18 protein-coding genes are annotated in these 19,073 nt (G+C 44.8%); 4 read left to right on the forward strand and 14 right to left on the reverse strand.

Features of this window, described 5'->3' with window-relative positions:
* Nucleotides 1-164 precede the first annotated feature (164 nt).
* Nucleotides 165-1,187 (reverse strand): aspartate-semialdehyde dehydrogenase, encoded by a 1,023-nt coding sequence (locus tag F9L33_RS07640; protein ID WP_152142172.1) that lies wholly within the window; start codon nucleotides 1,185-1,187, stop codon nucleotides 165-167.
* Nucleotides 1,188-1,318: 131 nt separating this feature from the next.
* On the opposite strand from F9L33_RS07640, the gene F9L33_RS07645 reads away from it, so the two are divergent.
* The gene (locus F9L33_RS07645) at nucleotides 1,319-1,672 is read left to right on the forward strand and encodes a hypothetical protein (RefSeq protein WP_152142173.1); all 354 of its coding nucleotides are present in this window, start codon (nucleotides 1,319-1,321) and stop codon (nucleotides 1,670-1,672) included.
* 35 nt (nucleotides 1,673-1,707) lie between these two features.
* Here F9L33_RS07645 and F9L33_RS07650 read toward each other — a convergent pair whose 3' ends face one another.
* The 4 genes from F9L33_RS07650 to F9L33_RS07665 all read right to left on the reverse strand — a co-directional run bounded on the left by F9L33_RS07650 (nucleotide 1,708) and on the right by F9L33_RS07665 (nucleotide 5,011).
* Nucleotides 1,708-2,079, reverse strand: a complete 372-nt coding sequence (locus F9L33_RS07650) for a DUF6768 family protein (RefSeq protein WP_152142174.1) — start codon at nucleotides 2,077-2,079, stop codon at nucleotides 1,708-1,710.
* A complete protein-coding gene (locus F9L33_RS07655; protein ID WP_152142175.1) occupies nucleotides 2,072-2,626 on the reverse strand; it encodes an RNA polymerase sigma factor in 555 nt (184 codons plus the stop codon). The genes F9L33_RS07650 and F9L33_RS07655 overlap by 8 nt, the downstream gene beginning before the upstream one ends.
* 83 nt (nucleotides 2,627-2,709) lie before the next feature.
* Nucleotides 2,710-4,092, reverse strand: coding sequence for a DUF3179 domain-containing protein (locus tag F9L33_RS07660; protein WP_152142176.1), 1,383 nt, complete (start codon nucleotides 4,090-4,092; stop codon nucleotides 2,710-2,712).
* 73 nt (nucleotides 4,093-4,165) lie between these two features.
* Nucleotides 4,166-5,011 carry a DMT family transporter gene (locus F9L33_RS07665; RefSeq protein ID WP_152142177.1) on the reverse strand — a complete coding sequence of 282 codons (846 nt, stop codon included), beginning with the start codon at nucleotides 5,009-5,011 and terminating at the stop codon, nucleotides 4,166-4,168.
* Between the two features lie 131 nt (nucleotides 5,012-5,142).
* Between F9L33_RS07665 and F9L33_RS07670 the strand changes: the two genes are divergently transcribed.
* A complete protein-coding gene (locus F9L33_RS07670; protein ID WP_152142178.1) occupies nucleotides 5,143-8,517 on the forward strand; it encodes an indolepyruvate ferredoxin oxidoreductase family protein in 3,375 nt (1,124 codons plus the stop codon).
* Nucleotides 8,518-8,650: 133 nt separating this feature from the next.
* Complete coding sequence (locus F9L33_RS07675) at nucleotides 8,651-9,412, forward strand: hypothetical protein (RefSeq protein WP_152142179.1); 762 nt, start codon at nucleotides 8,651-8,653, stop codon at nucleotides 9,410-9,412.
* A gap of 87 nt (nucleotides 9,413-9,499) precedes the next feature.
* Here the strand turns inward: F9L33_RS07675 and leuB are convergent, their stop codons facing one another.
* The 8 genes from leuB to F9L33_RS07715 form a co-directional block, all read right to left on the reverse strand.
* Entirely contained in the window at nucleotides 9,500-10,606 is a 1,107-nt protein-coding gene (gene leuB / locus F9L33_RS07680; protein WP_152142180.1) for a 3-isopropylmalate dehydrogenase, read from the reverse strand.
* Nucleotides 10,607-10,699: 93 nt separating this feature from the next.
* Complete coding sequence (locus F9L33_RS07685; RefSeq protein WP_152142181.1) at nucleotides 10,700-11,449, reverse strand: hypothetical protein; 750 nt, start codon at nucleotides 11,447-11,449, stop codon at nucleotides 10,700-10,702.
* Nucleotides 11,450-11,714: 265 nt separating this feature from the next.
* Nucleotides 11,715-12,320 (reverse strand): 3-isopropylmalate dehydratase small subunit, encoded by a 606-nt coding sequence (gene leuD / locus F9L33_RS07690; RefSeq protein WP_152142182.1) that lies wholly within the window; start codon nucleotides 12,318-12,320, stop codon nucleotides 11,715-11,717.
* Nucleotides 12,321-12,353: 33 nt separating this feature from the next.
* Nucleotides 12,354-14,039: an FkbM family methyltransferase gene (locus F9L33_RS07695; protein ID WP_152142183.1), complete on the reverse strand. Its 1,686-nt coding sequence runs from the start codon at nucleotides 14,037-14,039 to the stop codon at nucleotides 12,354-12,356.
* A 13-nt stretch (nucleotides 14,040-14,052) separates the two neighbouring features.
* A complete protein-coding gene (leuC, locus tag F9L33_RS07700) occupies nucleotides 14,053-15,459 on the reverse strand; it encodes a 3-isopropylmalate dehydratase large subunit (protein WP_152142184.1) in 1,407 nt (468 codons plus the stop codon).
* Nucleotides 15,460-15,649: 190 nt separating this feature from the next.
* Nucleotides 15,650-15,859 carry a helix-turn-helix transcriptional regulator gene (locus F9L33_RS07705; RefSeq protein WP_152142185.1) on the reverse strand — a complete coding sequence of 70 codons (210 nt, stop codon included), beginning with the start codon at nucleotides 15,857-15,859 and terminating at the stop codon, nucleotides 15,650-15,652.
* Nucleotides 15,859-16,404 (reverse strand): hypothetical protein, encoded by a 546-nt coding sequence (locus F9L33_RS07710; protein WP_152142186.1) that lies wholly within the window; start codon nucleotides 16,402-16,404, stop codon nucleotides 15,859-15,861. Before F9L33_RS07710 ends, F9L33_RS07705 begins: the two co-directional genes overlap by 1 nt.
* On the reverse strand, nucleotides 16,404-16,937 hold the full coding sequence (locus F9L33_RS07715) for a hypothetical protein (RefSeq protein WP_152142187.1): 534 nt from the start codon (nucleotides 16,935-16,937) through the stop codon (nucleotides 16,404-16,406). Before F9L33_RS07715 ends, F9L33_RS07710 begins: the two co-directional genes overlap by 1 nt.
* Nucleotides 16,938-17,080: 143 nt before the next feature.
* Between F9L33_RS07715 and F9L33_RS07720 the strand changes: the two genes are divergently transcribed.
* Complete coding sequence (locus F9L33_RS07720; protein WP_152142188.1) at nucleotides 17,081-18,427, forward strand: mechanosensitive ion channel family protein; 1,347 nt, start codon at nucleotides 17,081-17,083, stop codon at nucleotides 18,425-18,427.
* 34 nt (nucleotides 18,428-18,461) lie between these two features.
* On the opposite strand, the gene F9L33_RS07725 is transcribed toward F9L33_RS07720, so the two are convergent.
* Complete coding sequence (locus F9L33_RS07725; RefSeq protein ID WP_152142189.1) at nucleotides 18,462-19,007, reverse strand: heme-binding protein; 546 nt, start codon at nucleotides 19,005-19,007, stop codon at nucleotides 18,462-18,464.
* Nucleotides 19,008-19,073 lie beyond the last annotated feature (66 nt).

Consider the following 19,073-nt stretch of genomic DNA (forward strand, 5'->3'; position numbering starts at 1 on the left):
CCCATTATTAATATTTGGCAAATAATTAAATTACCACCGAAGTGGCGTTTATTTAAGATACATAAGAATCACGTCAAGTGTTTCGTTATGCATTTCTTAATACCATGAATTAAAAAAGGGTCCAATAATGGGCCCTTTTAATCTTTTGTTAATTATTGCACAAATCAGCCTTTTTTCAAAACCTCACGGCCCAAAAGCTCTGCAATCTGTACTGTATTCAACGCAGCACCTTTGCGCAGGTTGTCGGAAACAACCCACAGGTTCACACCGTTATCAATTGTGCTGTCTTGGCGAATACGGCTTACATATGTTGCAAACTCACCCACGCAATCGATTGGTGTGATGTACCCGCCGTCTTCGCGTTTATCGACAACCATAACACCTGGTGCTTCACGCAGGATGTCACGCACTTCGTCTTCATCAACGAAATCTTCAAACTCAATGTTCACTGCTTCGGAGTGACCCACGAATACAGGTACACGCACACAAGTCGCTGTCACTTTGATGGATTTATCGATGATCTTCTTTGTTTCAGCGACCATCTTCCACTCTTCTTTGGTGGAGCCATCATCCATGAACACATCAATATGTGGGATTACGTTGAATGCGATGTCTTTTGGATAAACTTTTGCTTCCACTTCCTGACCTGGTACATATTTACCTTTGGTTTGGTTCCACAATTCTTCGATCGCTGCTTTACCAGTGCCTGAAACAGACTGGTAAGTTGAAACAACAACACGTTTGATTTTCGAGCGGTCGTGCAAAGGCTTCAATGCCACAACCATCTGTGCTGTTGAACAGTTCGGGTTGGCAATGATGTTTTTGTTTTTGTAATCGTGAATCGCTTCAGGGTTACACTCTGGCACGATCAAAGGGATATCTGGATCGTAGCGGTATAGCGATGAGTTATCGATTACCACACAACCAGCTGCAGCCGCTTTTGGCGCATACTCTTTAGTTGCATCAGAACCCACAGCAAACAAAGCCATGTCCCAACCCGTGAAATCGAAAGTGTCCAAATCTTCCGTCTTCAACGTCTTGTCACCAAAGCTACATTCCGTTCCAAGTGAATTGCGGCTTGCAAGCACAGCAATCTGATCAATCGGGAACTGACGTTCATCAAGAATATTTAGCATTTCGCGGCCTACGTTGCCTGTGGCACCCGCGACGACAATACGGTAACCCATTTTAGGTCTCCTAAGTTAAAGTTTGGACATGTTCATAAGCGAACGAGGCGGCTATACTCTGTTCAACACTATTGTGAAATGCCAAATGCGCAGATTCTTTGTATTCTGTTGCAAAAGAATGAGGTTTCGAGATGAAATTTACGTGTACCGCCCTATTTGCTGCCCTTATCAGCACAGCAGCCTTTGCTGATTCTCCTGTGATTGTTGCTGTGGATGCAGGAAAGTCAGGTTCTACATGGCGTTTTGATGTCACATTGAAACATGCTGATACAGGCTGGGATCACTATGCAGATGGTTGGGGTGTGTATTTGAAAGACGGCACCGAATTGGGTTACCGCGTGTTGGCGCATCCGCATGTGAACGAGCAACCGTTTACCCGTTCACTGGGTGGGGTCAGCATTCCAGCGGGCACAAAATCCGTCATCATCAAACCGCGTGATAGCGTGCATGGCGTGGGCGCAGATTTTGAGGTCAATCTAAGGTAACTGCCATAACACGCACCACATCTTGCGAAAGTATATCATTTACTGATGATCATAAGCTGCAATCTTTTAACTTCCCGAATGACACGATCAGCTTGCATTTGAGGAGCCAAGCTAAGTTTGATTTGTAATGCCATAATAGCGAGTGCAGCACTGGGTATACCCCATTGAATTGCAAGCAATGCTGTGTCAGCCGCATAAAACTTTATCGCGCACCACACAGCAGCCACAAACATTGTACCTTGCAAAAGCATCAGGACCCATGTGACCCATCCTAATTTACCGCCAAATTGGCTTAGACCCAAAGCCAAATATCCCAGCTCTTCTGTTTCTTTTAATATCTCATGATCTTGATCAGTTAGCGCAGCTTCGATCATCTCATCCAATTTATTAAACTTATCATCAGTCATCAGCTTTTCCTTTCAACTCTTCTTTCAGTTTTGTTCGGGCGTGCATTAAGCGGGTCTTTACGGTTCCAATGGGTACATCCAGAGCTACGGCAACTTCTGAAATACGCATATCTTCTAGATAAAATAATGCGACTGTTGCTGATTGCTCTGGTGAAAGCTTTGAAATGGCGTCCCGAACTTTTGCATTTTCATCTGACATTAGAACCGTGGTTGGTTCGTTTTCAGGTAAAGGTTCTTGGCTTAACTTATGAACCAAATTCCGTTGACGTTGTTTGCCTGTAATAAGTTTTGCACACCGTCGGGTAACAATCCGAAGCGCCCATGATCGGAACGCTCGTGGAGATTTTAAACGTCGCAAGCCTTTATAAATATCGATCCAGGCTTCTTGGACTGCCTCTTGAGCTTCTTCATGATCCCCAAGTAAGCGATTGGCATGAACAACCAGTCTTGGGCCAACAAGTAAAACCAATTGCGACAAAGCATTTTTATCGCCACTCATCGAAACCGTGACCAAATACTCTTCTAATGCGCGCGACTTTTCCAACATTACGCCATCTCTTTATAGCTTATGTATAAAGGTGCCCAGTTATCTCTAAAAGGTTCAAATTCTTTTTAAGATGTTAAGTAATCCTATTGTTCATAAACCTCTGACACATCCGCCAAATAACCATTCCATGCGAACCAATAAGCGATGTGCCCTGCCACACGCGGCAGGCGTTCACCTGTAGTTGAAACCAATGCATCCTCTGTCATCTGCCAAGATGTTTTATCCGCTGACACCAATGCACCACCTTGACCATGTTTAAACTTATGACCTTTACTTGCATAGGCACGTACGCTGCGTTTTTTCGGATCACCGATTAAAACCAACTCTTTCCCAGCAACCGCGTCATTGATCACAGGTTGCGTAGCAAACGCTTTCAACGGCCATGCCTTTGCACCCCCAAAAGCACGCACACCAAACACGTAATCCTTTTGGCGATGGCGCGACTGATCCACAATCGTTGGGAACATCAATTCGCCAGATGCAAAGTAATCACTGTAAACTATCCCCGACCCATAATCGCGCTTATGCCCTGTGTTCAGTGATACAATCGTCGTGTCAGGATTGCGAGATTTCCAATCCGCCCAAGTCGTGATCACCACAGGGCGTTGTTTCAGCTCAATGCCACTGTTCACCAATGGACCCGACACAGGTTTGCCTGTGAATTGATTCCACAAGGAATGCGTCTGGCGGTCAAACATCAACTTGTTCGAACGATACAAAAATCCTGACGAGCCAAATACAAATGGTTCGCTGCGCCCAGCGACATTCGTTTCAAACAGAATGCCTGAACCACATAAAGTGCAATACGCCAATGCAACAGGCACGCGGCCAATCACGGCATTGAACATCTCATGCCACCCCATCACGCGCAGTGGATAGGCGCGTGTATCGCCATTAATGGACACGCCAAACACCAGATCATCGTCCAACATATACGCCGCTTTTGCATCTGTTGCGGATACCAATTCAGGACGATCCAGTGATGGGATACCATCTTTGCGCGCGCCACCCCATGTAATCTCTTCCATGCGGATTTTCATGCGGTCCTGTCTGAAATGTTTTGGTTTTAGAAACACATCAAAATTCGGATCAATCGTCAGATACATTTCGCGTTTAAACGCGGCATAGCTTTCATGCGGCACCACCTCTGGATGCGCTTCTTGCCACAGCATCCAATCGTTCCAGCGCGACCATTTCCCGATTTTCGTATCGCCCGTCAGTTCGCGTAATACTTCGATCAAAGGGGCGACGGACATACGGGTAAACCGCAAAGCCAAAATAAGCCCAGGGATCATGTCCTGATTGCCACGTTCCGAAATAGCCTTTAGCGCCGCTAAATATTCCGCCTCTTGTCCAAAAACCAAAGAGTGGTGCGCGTCATTCATAGATAGAGATTGCGCAAAGCTCGCAGAAGGGATTGCAGCAGTGCCAGCGCAAAGCGCGGTAAACTGGCGACGTGAAATCATAGTCATCTCCTCTTAGCGCATATGATTGGCGTAAGTGGTGATAAAATACCAATGACACTGTTGTGAGAGGTTTTTAAACCTTAGCCAATTTCATCAAAGCAGCACCTGTTAAGGTCAAAAAGGTGGACAGAACCTTGCCCAAATCCAAACGTTCTTTCAAAAAGAATACACCAATGAACAAGGCAAAAATAATGCTGGTTTCACGCAGGGCCGTAACCAATGCGATTGGTGCCTGAGTAAAGGCGTATACAACAAATGCATAGGCAGTGAATGATGCGCCGCCCCCCAAAACAGTGACCATTTTACCTGTTTTCAACACACCCAATACTTGGGGTTGCCAGAATGGAACCGTACAAAAATACATCACACACCCGATGATCGCAGAATAGGAATAGAACCCTACCCCCGTTCCAGCGACACGCGCCCCAATGCCGTCAATCATGGAATAAGACGCAATAAAGCACCCCGTTATCATCGCCAAAACAGCCGCTTTATGATTCTGTCCGCCATCCACTTGGCGCACACGCGCAAGGCTTACGATACCCAAAACAATCAAAGCTACGGCCAATAATTGCAATGATTGGAACTGAATTCCCAACACCATAATCGAAACAATTGTCACCAAAACAGGCGCCAAGCCACGCGCAATTGGATAGACCTGTGTCAGGTCACCGATACGGTAGGCTGACATTAAGAAAACATTGTATCCAACATGAAGTGCACCGCTTAAAAGCAAATACGGCCAGCTTTCAAATGCAGGTGTCGGTACAAGAAATAAAACCCCAAACCCAAACAATGCTTGGCCTAAAACCACTGCACTCATGCTCATCGTTTTGTCCAAACCACTTTTTACCAACCCATTCCAAGTGGCGTGTAGAAAGGCGGCAACGATGACGAGGAAATATATGCTGAGGCTCATTTTGGTTCCAAAATTTACTTAAATCTTTCCGTCAGCCTAGCGGAATAAAATCTAAGCACAAATCATATGTTATTGTTCTTCTTAAAAATAAAAAGATTGAAATTGTAAAATTATAAGATAGGTTAGTATTTATGACCTATTTTGATACATCCCTTGAGGACAAGTTCGACCTAGACAAAACCCGCATCTATACATCAGGCACGCAAGCGCTTGTCAGGTTGTGTTTGATGCAAGCTGCCCGTGATCGCGTAAACGGTTTAGACACTGGTGGGTACATTACAGGCTATCGCGGATCCCCCCTTGGTGGATTGGATCAACAGTTCGGCGTTGCTAAAAAACAGCTGACAGAAGCAAATGTTATCTTTGAGGCGGGTCTAAACGAAGACATTGCCGCCACAGCAATTTGGGGTACACAGCAGGCCGAATTGCGCGGTGATGGCAAACACGATGGCGTTTTTGCCATGTGGTACGGCAAAGGCCCAGGTGTGGATCGCACGGGCGATGTATTCCGTCATGCAAACCTTGCAGGCACATCCAAAAACGGTGGTGTGTTGGTATTGATGGGGGATGATCACACCTGTGAAAGTTCCACCACAGCGCACCAAAGTGAATATGCTTTACGCGATGCGATGATCCCGATTTTAAACCCCGCAAATATTTCCGAAATCATCGAATACGGATTACACGGCTGGGCGTTGTCACGCTTTTCTGGCCTGTGGTGCGGATTGAAAGGTGTGAAGGATAACATCGAATCTTCGGGCACTGTAGACGTTGCATTGGATGCCATTCAAACGCGTATCCCTACCGATTATGACATGCCAGAGGGCGGTTTAAACATCCGCCTAAACGATCCCCCCGTTGAACAAGAAGCGCGTTTACACCAGCATAAACTGAACGCAGTACGTGCCTATGTGCGTGAGAACCAGTTGAACAAAGTGGTTTATTCAGGTGGTAAAAAACCCAAGATCGGGATTGTGTCCACAGGTAAATCTTATCTGGATGTTCTGCAAGCTTTCGAAGAACTGGGCATTGATGAAAAACGCGCCGATCAGATGGGGTTGGCGCTGTATAAAGTGGCTATGCCTTGGCCGTTGGAACCTACTGGCATTTTGGATTTCGCCAAGAGTTTAGATCAAGTCATTGTTGTCGAAGAAAAGCGCGGATTGATGGAAGGTCAGATCAAAAGCATTCTATATGATCTGGAAAAACGTCCCAATGTGATTGGGAAAACATCCGAAACGGGCGAGACATTATTTCAAGTTGAATACGCCCTAACCACCACACAGATTGCAGCGCAAATCGGTACGCGATTACTGGCATTGAAAGATGGCAAATCACTGGAAAACAAAGTCAGTGATTTAAAAGCCCGCATGACAGCAACCCGCGAAGAATTACCGGTCACACGCGGCGTTGCCTTCTGCGCTGGCTGCCCGCACAATTCATCGACCGTATTGCCAGAAGGGTCGCGTGGGTTCGCTGGCATTGGCTGTCACTACATGGCACAATTCATGGATCGCAATGTCGAAGGTTACACCCATATGGGTGGCGAAGGCGCCAACTGGATTGGCGAAAGCAAATTTTCCAAACGTGATCATGTGTTCCAGAATTTGGGCGATGGCACATACAACCACTCTGGTCTGATGTCCCTGCGCGGCGCCGTCGCGTTTGACACGAACATCACCTATAAAATTCTCTACAATGACGCCGTTGCCATGACTGGCGGACAAGCACATGAAGGCGGTCTTGGCCCCTATGATATTGTGGCAGAAGTACTGGGCGCTGGTGTGAAAAAACTGGCTTATGTCACTGATGATATTTCGCGTATTGATACAGCAAAATTGCCCGCAAATGTGGATGTGTATCACCGCCGTGATGTGATCAAAGTGCAAGAAGACTTGGCACAGGTTAAAGGCGTAACCGTCCTGTTGTACGACCAAACATGTGCCACAGAAAAACGTCGCCGTATCAAGCGCAACACGATGGAAGACGTCAACAAGCGCCTGTTCATAAACCCCGATGTCTGCGAAGGCTGCGGCGATTGTGGCGTGCAATCCAACTGTGTTGCCCTGCAACCTTTGGAAACACCATTGGGTCGTAAACGCCGTATCGATCAATCCGCATGCAACAAAGATTTCTCTTGCCAAGATGGGTTCTGCCCGAGCTTTGTCAGCGTAAAGAACGGAACACCGCGTAAACCCGAAGCAGCCAAAATCGACCTGCCTGATTTGCCAGAACCATCCAGCAAACCCGCATTGGAAACGCCCTACTCTATCCTTGTCACTGGTATCGGTGGCACGGGCGTTGTGACCATCAGCGCATTGCTGGGCATGGCTGCCCATTTGGATGGCAAAGGCAGCGGTTTGATTGATATGGCTGGTTTGGCGCAAAAAGGCGGATCCGTGTTTTCACATGTGAAGCTGGCGAACTCTTCTAAGGATGTAAAAAGCATCCGTGTGGCAGAAGGCACCGCTGATTTATTGCTGGGCTGTGATGTGGTTGTATCCGCTGGAAACCCAGCGCTTTCAACACTTTCAAAATCATCGCACGTGATGATCAACACCCACGAGCAAATGCCAAAAGATTTCACACTACAACGCGATTTCACATTGCCCACAGATTTGATGCACGACCGTATTGTTGAAGCTGTTGATCGTGGCAACGCCGCGTTTGTGGATGCCACAAGATATGCGATTAAACTGCTGGGTAACAGTATTGGCGCCAACCTGTTCATGCTGGGTGTTGCGTATCAAAAGGGTTTGATCCCGTTGACAGATAAAGCCATCATGCATGCAATCAAACTAAACGGCGTGGCAATTAAGATGAACCAAAATGCGTTTACATTAGGACGCCACTGGGTGATTGATCCTGCCCGTTTAGATGCGTACATGCCTAAAACAATCAAGGCGCCTGAACTGACAAGTTTGGATGAAATTATAGCAGACCGCGTGGAACGTTTAACCGCTTATCAAAACGCTGCTTACGCAAAATCATACAGTGATTTCATGGCACAGGTTGCAGACAAACCATATGCCCTTGCTGTGGCCAAAAACCTGTTCAAGCTGATGGCATATAAAGACGAATACGAAGTCGCACGTTTGTATTCCGAAGACAGCTTTATGAAAAATCTAAAAGCGCAGTTCGAAGGTGATCTGAAACTCAAAATCGCCTTGGCGCCACCACTGCTTTGCCGCCCTGATCCTGTGACAGGCAAGGCAAAGAAAATCGAATTTGGTCCGTGGATATTCAAAGCCTTCTCTATTCTAAAACGTTTCAAGGGGCTTCGTGGAACAGCACTTGATCCGTTCGGCTATACGGCTGAACGCAAAATGGAACGTGCTTTGGTCGAAGAGTACAAAGAAACAGTCGCAGGTTTAGATGCGCTTGATCCAGAAACTGCGCAAAAATTGGCGGAACTGCCAAACAACATTCGTGGCTTTGGACATGTAAAATTGGCAAGTATAAAAACTGCACAAACGAAAAAAGAAAAGTTACTCACAAGTTTATAAATTACTATTGATTTACGAATAACCCTAAAAAATCCTTATTGAATTATAATGACTGTTGCTGCTTAGCTGTCTATCATGCGCAAAATAAGCCTTGTCAGCAAACGGCAGAAATAATGAATGAGGAATACAATCTATGGCAATCACACTAGAGCAGGCAATAGAAGCGACAAAATTAAAAGAGCTTTCAGAGTTAGATATCTCAGTATTTTCAGATGAGGATGCTATAAATTTTATCCTCCAAAGATCAGAGGTTTTAAGCGATATAGAGTTTTCAGGTCGGATCGTTCGTGCATGGACGAATGGAAATGAGACTCCCATACGGAAAACTGTCTCAAGCATGAAAGAAGAGGTTATTAAGCGAGCAATTGGCTTTATATATCTCGAATACCTAAAATTAAAACCACTACTGCTCAGTTTAAAAAATAAAAAAGTCTGTGATATTGGTTGTGGGTATGCAATCTTTGATTTTTTTGTGGCCAAAGAACTTGGCTCTAAAGTGGTACTTATTGATTTAGAAAATAATGATAAACGCCATTTTGGATACAAAAATGAAGGCGCTGCTTATACTAACCTTTCTGTTGCAAAAAAGTTTTTAGTACAAAATGGTATCAAGGCGAATAGTATAAAAACAGTAAACCCAAATACTGACAGTTTGGAAGCGATTAAGGACGTCGACATAGCAGTCAGTTTTATTTCTTGTGGTTTTCATTACCCTTGGACAGAATACGAAGATTTCTTTAAAACTTCTGTTTCACAAGAAGGTTCTATTATCCTTGATGTTCGCAATAGGCTTTCTGATAGAATTCAAAATGAGTTGAGTGCATTAGGAGATGTTAGCGTTCTCCATAAAACGGCAAATGATGGTGCAGACCGAATATATGTTCAAAAAACATAACATTAGCACATCAAAATTAGCTTGAAAAATTCTACCAAAGAAAAAGGTCGCCCAAGACAGGCGGCCTTTAATACATTTACGTAATATTTAAAGTGATGCTTCCAATTCAGCGATGATTGCATCACCCATTTCAGTTGTAGAAACTGGTGTACCACCGTCTGCCATCATCAAGTCGCCAGTGCGGATACCTTTGGCTAAAACTGTTTCCACAGCTTTTTCCAAACGTGTCGCTTCTTCGCCTTGATCAAAGCTGTAACGCAGCGCCATTGCAAAACTCAGGATACACGCCGATGGGTTGGCTTTGTTCTGACCAGAAATATCAGGTGCTGAACCGTGTACTGGTTCGTATAACGCTTTCGGACGACCATTTTCCATTGGTGCACCCAAGGATGCTGATGGCAACATGCCCAATGACCCTGTTAGCATCGCTGCACAATCAGATAGAATGTCACCGAACAGGTTGTCCGTTAGGATCACGTCAAACTGTTTCGGTGCTTTCACCAACTGCATCGCACCATTGTCTGCATACATGTGTGACAATTCAATTTCTGGGTAATCCGCAGCATGAATAGCTGTCACAACTTCGCGCCATAGGATGCCGCTTTCCATAACGTTGGCTTTTTCCATAGAACAAACTTTGTTGCCACGGCGTTTTGCCAATTCAAATGCTGAACGTGCAACGCGGTCGATTTCCGCTTCTGTGTAACGCTGTGTGTTGATGCCAACGCGTTGGCCATCTTCCTCAAAAATACCGCGTGGCTCACCAAAGTAAGACCCTGATGTCAATTCGCGTACGATCATGATGTCCAAACCAGATACGATATCTTTTTTCAAAGATGAAAAATCTGCAAGCGCATCAAAACATTGCGCTGGGCGCAAATTTGAAAACAAATCCATCTCTTTACGAAGACGTAGTAAGCCGCGTTCAGGTTTTACACTGAAATCCAGATCATCATAGGCAGGGCCGCCTACGGCGCCAAGCAATACAGCGTCTACTTCTTGTGCTTTAGCCATTGTATCATCATGCAATGGTGTACCGTGCTTGTCATAAGCGGCACCACCGACAAGGTCTTCGGACACTTCAAACTTCAGGTCACGTTTATCGCCATACCAAGCTACAATTTTCTGCACCTCAGTCATAACTTCTTGGCCGATGCCGTCACCCGGCAATATCAATAAAGATGGAGTGTTCATGTCCGTCATATCCTTTTTCAAAACTTGGATATGCCGTAATCTGCTATGACCCAATGGTCAAGGTAACAGGGTGTATTGAGACCGATTCAACCTTTATGCTGTCACTAAATCACTCTTATCAGAATGATTAATAGCAATTTTCGCCAATGCTGCAGCGCGCATAAAAAACACGCCTTGGAAAAATGACCAGAAAGCTATGCACCAAATGGAGATGATCGGCGCCAATTGTCCGCTTTCTGCAAAATTCACAAAAATAACCTCTGCAACGGTGGGGCCCAATAAGGGTATCAAGCACGCAATCAAAAGGCTTGCAAATGCCGAGTTCATTAAGCGTTCTTGTAGCGTCTTAGTTTCATAAGATTTATATGTCGGCATATTCTGCCACATATTGAAACCTGAACCACCGAAACGCCAAAGATTCAAATAGATCGCTACACAGAATGACGTAATGCACGCAAACATTATAATTGTGTTGAATGCAATTGCCTGGGCAAAGGCTGCTTGTAAGCTTTCATTTTCCCCAGATAACGTTTCAGCAACCACCATAAACGGGCTGTATGTGAAGTCTAATAAGGCAATGCCTTTATCTGCTATCGTTGGAAGAAATCCCACCATGTTTGCTCCTGCTAAGGTATAGCCAACCAAAAAAGTAGGGGCCAAAACAAGCACAGATAAAAGTAGGAAACGAATACGATTATACGGGGCTGCAAATCTAAACTCGATCAATGAAGGAGAAGAAAACCCATATTCATACATGACGAATATGGATACGATCGTCGCCAAAATGCGTGTGAATTCTATTGAAGATTGGGAAACACCAAAAAGTAAGAAAGCTGGTAGCATAATCAGACACGCTACACACACCGCCCTTACAGTTGCCCCTGTAAGTCTTAAAAACACTGCCTTGTCCTCGTTTGTGATCCCATTTTTAGGATCGGTTTGGCCTTAGGGCCTTATTATTGCCCTAATTGTGTCAATAAAGCCTTATTCGTCAAGCTTTTTTTAAAAATTTATGTAGATTCAGAGGGTTTCGGTGTTTTGTTAACACAAAAATCATACAAAAAAGGCTGCCTATGGGCAGCCTTTAGCACTATATATGGTATAAGATTTACACCCAAGGCATATTTTTGCCATATTCTGTTTCAAACGTATCGATTGCCTTAACCTTCTGCATTGTAAGGCCGATATCGTCCAAACCGTCCATCAAACATTCTTTTTTGAATGGGTCGACTTCGAATTTGAACTCCGTTCCGTCTGTTGCTGAAACCGTCTGATTTTCCAAATCAACCGTAATGCGCGCATTTGAGCCCTTTTGCGCATCTTCCATCAATACATCCACAGCTTCTTTTGGCAAAACCACTGGCAAAATACCGTTTTTAAAGCTGTTGTTGTAAAAGATATCCGCAAAAGATGTTGAAATGATCACTTTGATACCAAAGTCCTTTAATGCCCAAGGTGCGTGCTCACGTGATGAGCCACAGCCAAAATTATCGCCAGCAACAATTATTTCTGCGTCGCGGTACGCAGTTTGGTTCAGCACGAAATCAGAAATTTCATTGCCTTTGTCATCGTAACGCATTTCATCAAACAAGTTCACGCCCAAACCTGAGCGTTTGATCGTTTTCAAAAACTGTTTTGGAATGATCATATCTGTATCGATATTAATCAATGGCATAGGTGCAGCAACACCTGAGACGTTTTCAAACTTTTCCATTTTTCAGTCCTTTCATCAGAACGTTTATAAGTCTTAATTTTTTTCCAGCTTGAATATTGTATTCAGCTTCGTAACAAAATGATCGGTATAGCCAATTTTTCCCAACTCACCGACCAAATCCATATCCCAGTCCTCGTTCCACGCAGATTCCATCATTATGTAATCTGGCCAATGAACATCTTTTGCATTTTCAAACATCGGCTTGAAAACTGATGCCTCAAATCCTTCAACATCAATCTTTAACATTGAAAGATCATAACCTTTAGGGCTGATCATTTCACTTGGCAGTGTTGATAAAGTAACTTCTATACCCTGCTGAGAATCGCCATCAATCGCAGCTTGGCCTAAATTCCCACCCTTACCCAATGACAGGTGAACTTTTCCTTTTTCTTCACCTAATGCTTTTGGAACAACCTTGATATTCTTAAACTTGTTTAGGTCAATATTACGCTTTAGCCTTTTGATCATCACAGGGTTTGGTTCAAACGAAATGATACGGCTTGTCTTCTTACCTGCCTTGGCAATTTGTAAGGAATATACACCTGCATTCGCGCCAATATCGTAAAACAGAACACGCTTTTTAGATGCCAACTTTATCATCTCTTGCATTTCTTGCGCTTCTGCAGGCGCACCAATTGCAATACAACGCTCTGTATAATTGTCATGGGGAACCAACCGCATTGTAACGTCACCCCAAGCGCCATCCATTTCAATCGCACCTGTTTCGGAATCATGTCCAAAGTTTTTCAACACACTGGACTTGCCAAACATATCCTCGCGTTTTTCATCCAACCAGAGGTTTGTTTTGTAGATTGCACCCACACGACGCAACGGTCTTTTGCTTTTTCCAAACGTACACACCGTTTGATGAAACTCTTTCAAACCTTCATCGCCCCTGTCATCGTATAAGCCCTGCAACACACCGCCCAAGGTATTTTCAATACCTTGGTGACGCATAATCCGTTTTTGGTTCACTGGTCTATAGGACCCTTTTTCAAGACGGTATTTTACGTGATCCATCCATTCATCAAAGTCACCACCATGCAAATGCAATAATTTCATATTCACTGCTGTTTCACCGCGATTACGCACGCCTTCCATGTATGGCCCATGAATACTCATAATTAAATCAGGTACACCTGTTTTAACAAAGAACTTGCCTTCTACATGGCTCAAAAAGCCCAACGATAAACATTCATGAAACGGTGTATAAACTTTTTCGGCAATACGTCGGCCCTGACGCGTTTGTGGAATAGCGCCTTTGAAAACATATCTAAAGTTGTTGTTTGCGCGCCCACCAGGTTGGTACATCAATTCATACGGTTGCAAGCGAACCACAGGATCAGAAACAGTGCTGAGCTCTTTGGAGACAACAACACCATCAGCATCAACCATTTCATCAGCATCTAGATGAATCAGCCAATCAGTTTCAGCAAAACCATAACAGTTTCGAACATTCGCTTTTTGACGCGCTTGGTGCGCATCTGGGCGTGGCACCTCTAAGGACGCCCAATATTTTTCATCACATTTTACAACATGAACCTTTGGATTCTTAGAAACAATATCAATGGCTGCATCATTAGGATCATCAAAGAACAAATATATTTTATCTGCTCCCATCACCAAATGGTGTGCAACAAAATTAAGCGTTGTATTGACCGTCTCTTTCAGAGTGGTGACCGTTGCCCATGTTGTTGATGGTTTTTTTGAAGTAGCCATTGAATGATCCGCCTTAACTAAAGCTTCTGATATCCGTCAATTTACCAGTCACAGCCGCTGCTGCTGCCATTGCTGGGCTTAGCAAGTGTGTGCGTCCGCCACGGCCCTGACGACCTTCAAAATTACGGTTGGACGTTGCTGCACAACGCTCACCTGGCGCCAATTGATCTGGATTCATCGCAAGACACATTGAACACCCTGCCATGCGCCATTCAAAGCCAGCGTCTTTGAATATCTCAGCCAAGCCCTCTTCTTCGGCCTGTGCACGCACAAGACCCGAACCAGGCACAACCATCGCACGCATACCGTCTTTGATCTTTTTACCTTTCAACACAGCTGCTGCTGCGCGCAGGTCTTCGATACGGCCGTTTGTACAAGATCCGATAAACACTGTGTCGATTTCAACGTCAGTTAATTTCTGACCCGCTTCTAAACCCATGTATTCCAAGGAACGCGTAACCGCATCAACCTTACCGCCTTCAAAGTCAGTAGGATTTGGTACAACCGCGTCAATCGGCAATACGTCTTCTGGTGAGGTGCCCCAAGTCACGCTTGGCGCAATGTCTTCGCCCTTTAGCGTCACAACCAGATCAAAATGTGCATCTTCATCAGTGAACAATGTTTTCCAATATGCCAATGCCGCATCCCAATCAGCGCCTTTTGGTGCATGTGGGCGACCCTTAACGTAGTCGAATGTTTTCTGATCAGGTGCGATTAAACCCGCACGCGCGCCGCCTTCGATCGCCATGTTACAGACAGTCATGCGACCTTCCATAGACAGCTCTTCGATGGCTTGGCCACAGTATTCAATCACATAGCCCGTACCACCAGCAGTCCCTGTGTGACCGATGACTGACATAGTGATGTCTTTCGCTGTCACACCCGGACGCAAAGACCCCGTGATTTCCACTTTCATGTTCTTTGATTTCTTTTGGATCAACGTTTGCGTTGCCAAAACATGTTCAACTTCTGATGTACCGATACCATGGGCCAACGCACCAAAGGCACCGTGTGTTGCTGTGTGGCTGTCACCACAAACAACTGTCATACCCGGCAAAGTCCAACCTTGCTCTGGGCCAACGATGTGTACGATACCTTGGCGTACGTCAGACACTGGATAGTAATGAACGCCAAACTCTTTTGCGTTCTTATCCAAAGCTTCCACTTGGATGCGGCTTTCTTCGTTATCGATGCCTTTGGCACGGTCCAATGTTGTTGGAACGTTGTGATCAGGCACAGCAATCGTTTTTTCTGGTGCACGCACTGTGCGACCAGACATACGCAAACCTTCAAAGGCTTGTGGGGATGTCACTTCGTGAACAAGGTGACGGTCGATGTATAGCAAACATGTGCCATCATCGGCTTCATGCGCTACGTGAGCGTCCCAGATTTTATCGTATATTGTTTTTGGTGCGGACATGATGTCTCTCCTCCGCTTAGAATTTGGCTTTTAGGGCTAATAGTGAATATGGATTACGCGCGCAGATCGCCAAGCACGGCAAGACGCTCACCGTGGAACCGCCAAGGTAAGCGTGTTTTATCATCCATATCAAAGATTCTGTTCATATAGGGGCAATACCCCTTTGTGCGTTTAGCTTCAAGGGTCTGCTTTAAGCGTCAGGTTCAAACTCTAACAAATCTGCTGGTGTGCAATCCAATGCCACACAGATGTTATTGAGCGTTTCAAACCGAACACCGCGCACCTTACCTGATTTCAACAGGCTCAGATTCTGTTCCGAAATTCCAATAATCTTTGCCAGCTCTTTGGACTGCATTTTACGTTTCGCAAGCATCACATCCAGACGTACAACAATAGCCATTACACATATTCCTTGTGCTCTTGGTCAATCGTCATCGCTTCGCGCATCATCCAACCGAATGCGAATATGACAGCAGCCAATATAAGGTTCTTTATATCAGTCGGGTCGTATTGATAGGCCAGCGACCATCCGCCATCTGCGTTTTGTGACGTAATCAAAACTGCTGTAATTGATTCCATGATCGTATCCAAAATGATCACCAAAACGCTCATTCCACCCAGCATTTGAACAACCCATGCTGTGTGCGTATCAAAGAACAAACCTTTGCGCAGACGGTTTAGTAAATACAGACCAAATAGAATTGAGATGATGGATGCAATAATCGTGGGCATCCAGCCAAAGAAATACATCATACGGATGTTCAAACTAAGTTTAATACCCTCATCAATCATCCAATGGTTTTCCCAAAATTCAGGATGCGTAAAGGATCGCGAAATAAACCGACTAAAGGATTCATAGATATAGTAGATCAGATAGATCGCGGTAGGGGCCATCAATGCCCCAGCGCCAAACTGTACTTTTTGCTTAAACGATTGAACAGACATTACACAAAATCCTTAATCTCTTGGTCTTGCAAAGCCACGACCTTCAACACCCAACCACCAATGAACAAGCCAATTCCTGTTAAGATCAGACTGATTTCAGAAGGGTCATATCCAAAGTGAATACCGTGCTTGTCAGCCACATTCATAAATGTAAGCAGCCAATTCACCACTGAATATGCAAGGGTGATACCTGCACCAGCAACAACAGCACACAGACCCATCAATTGAACATCACGGACTGTTTTGGGATCAAAATAAACACCCTGTCGCAATAGGTGAAAAAAATGCATTGCGATGGCGGTCATAGCCATAGTTGCCAAAACAGGAACCAACCACAAAACCAGATAAGCCAACCGAATACTCGTTGGGATCATGACCCCTTTTTCAACCATCCAATGCGTTTCCCAAAGCTCTGGGTTTGTTAGTGCAAAGGGGACAATTTCGTTGAATACACGGTATGGATAATAGATCAAAAAAATCGCCAGACCGATCATAATAACAGTAGAGACATATTTAACTTTGGCTTTTTGCATTTCAGCAACCTTATTAAAAATTAATGTTTTACGATAATTAATAAATAAAAAACATTGAGTCAATTTCTTTTTCTTCCTGCGGCCCTATACACTGGAAAAACCAAGCCAATCGTCCTATCGTGGCGTTAAGGGCAAGGAAAACTATGGAAAACAAAGAAGAGGCAGCGGCCGAACCAACAGAAATAATTACAACAGCACAGGACTTCTGGGCTGATATACTGCGCTTTGGTGATCGTTTGACCCAAACATGGGCCTTGTACCAATTGGTGATCATCTCAGTAACCATTATTTTTTGCGTCCTCTTGGCCCGCGCGCTTTACCCGAAATGCGAAAAGTGGTTTGAAAACAAAACGGGCATCATCGGGCGCATTAGCCATGTCTTTGTAGACGTACATCGCCGTTTGGCTTTGCTAATCTATGTTCCAATCGGATATTCTATTGTCACGTTAATGCAAATCTACACATGGCCCAGCCGATCCTTTTTCGTTGATCTGTCTGTAAAGCTTGCTTTCGCATGGTTGATCATTTCTGTGGTTAGCTCCTTCATCAAAAACAAAGCTCTACGATCATTTATAATGTGGCTTGGATGGATCATTGTCACATTACAAATGACAGGCTTTTTAGAATCAACCAAAGCCGTATTGGATAGTGCCGCACTGGAAATAGGCGATACCCGCATATCCTTGTTGATGATTATGATCGCAATCTTCTCTTTGGCAGCTCTGTTTATCCTCGCCAGCTTAATCTCAAAAGCAGGCGCAAAGCGCATAGATACGATCGAAGACATGTCGCCGTCGATAAAGGTTCTGTTGGGCAAAACTTTACAAATCGCTCTATACACAACTGCCTTTTTGATGGGCCTAAAAGCCGTTGGTTTTGACCTAGGCAGCCTTGCTGTCCTGTCTGGTGCTATTGGTTTAGGTATCGGTTTTGGTCTACAAAAAATCGTATCCAATTTGATTTCAGGCATTATTATCCTACTGGATAAATCCATCAAGCCAGGGGATGTGATTTCATTAGATGGCACATTCGGTTGGATCACCCAACTGGGCGCTCGCTATGCATCGGTTACAACACGTGACGGGCGTGAACATCTGATCCCGAATGAAGATTTCATCACCAACCAAGTCATCAATTGGTCCCATTCATCCGACTTTGTTCGCTTAGATATCTTTTTTGGCGTCGATTACGACAGCAACCCTCATGAAGTAAAAAAGGTGGCATCCCAAGCCCCACTGACAGTAGAACGCGTCGTCAACAACCCTGCCCCTGTCTGCCATGTAGTCAACTTTGGCGACAGCTCAATCGATTTTATTCTGCGGTTCTGGATTCGCGATCCAAACAAAGGGCTGACGAATATTCGCGGGAATGTTTATCTCGCACTCTGGGATACACTCCAAGAAAACAACATCAACATCCCATTCCCACGTCGTGAGATTACGATGCTGAACCCGCCACAAGATGACGAAGTGAAAACAACAAAGAAATAAGGCAGGTTAGCAAAACACCAACCCGCCCCACTGTTTAACAATTTGCAACCGCGGCAACAGCCGCCAAGGAAATTTCGCGGTCTTGCTTTTGCGTTACACCTGCAGCACCGATACCCCCGATGATTTCATCTCCTTTGACCAAAACTTCACCCCCTTCTGCAGCATGAACATGCAAATCAGAAAATCCCAAAATGGCAGAACGTCCGTTCGATAAAGCATCCGAAAACACTTTCGTAGACCGTTTTGTCATCACAGCGGATGAGGCTTTGGCCATAGCAAAATCTGGACTGGCGCGGTGTGCATTATCCAAACGTCCCAATGCCATAACCTGCCCTGCAGTATCAACAACCGCAATAGAAACCGCCCAATTCTTTGATTGTGCATACTCTACTGCCGCTGACAAAGCAGATGCAGCACACGCGTGTGAAATGTTTGTGCCATAAGATAATGGAAACGTGTTCGCCACAGGGGCATCAACCGTTTTTGCTGTGGCTTGCAGCGGGGAAACAGCCAAGCCAGAAATAAAAATTAAATTCAATAAAGACAGTGTTTTATATGATTTTATACGCTCTGTAATCATGCTTTTCTAAGCTCCTAACATTATTTTGATATGGCTTAACTCCCATTTTAAATGCACTGCGTCCAA

Source organism: Amylibacter sp. SFDW26, from assembly GCF_009184395.1.
Taxonomy (GTDB): domain Bacteria; phylum Pseudomonadota; class Alphaproteobacteria; order Rhodobacterales; family Rhodobacteraceae; genus Amylibacter.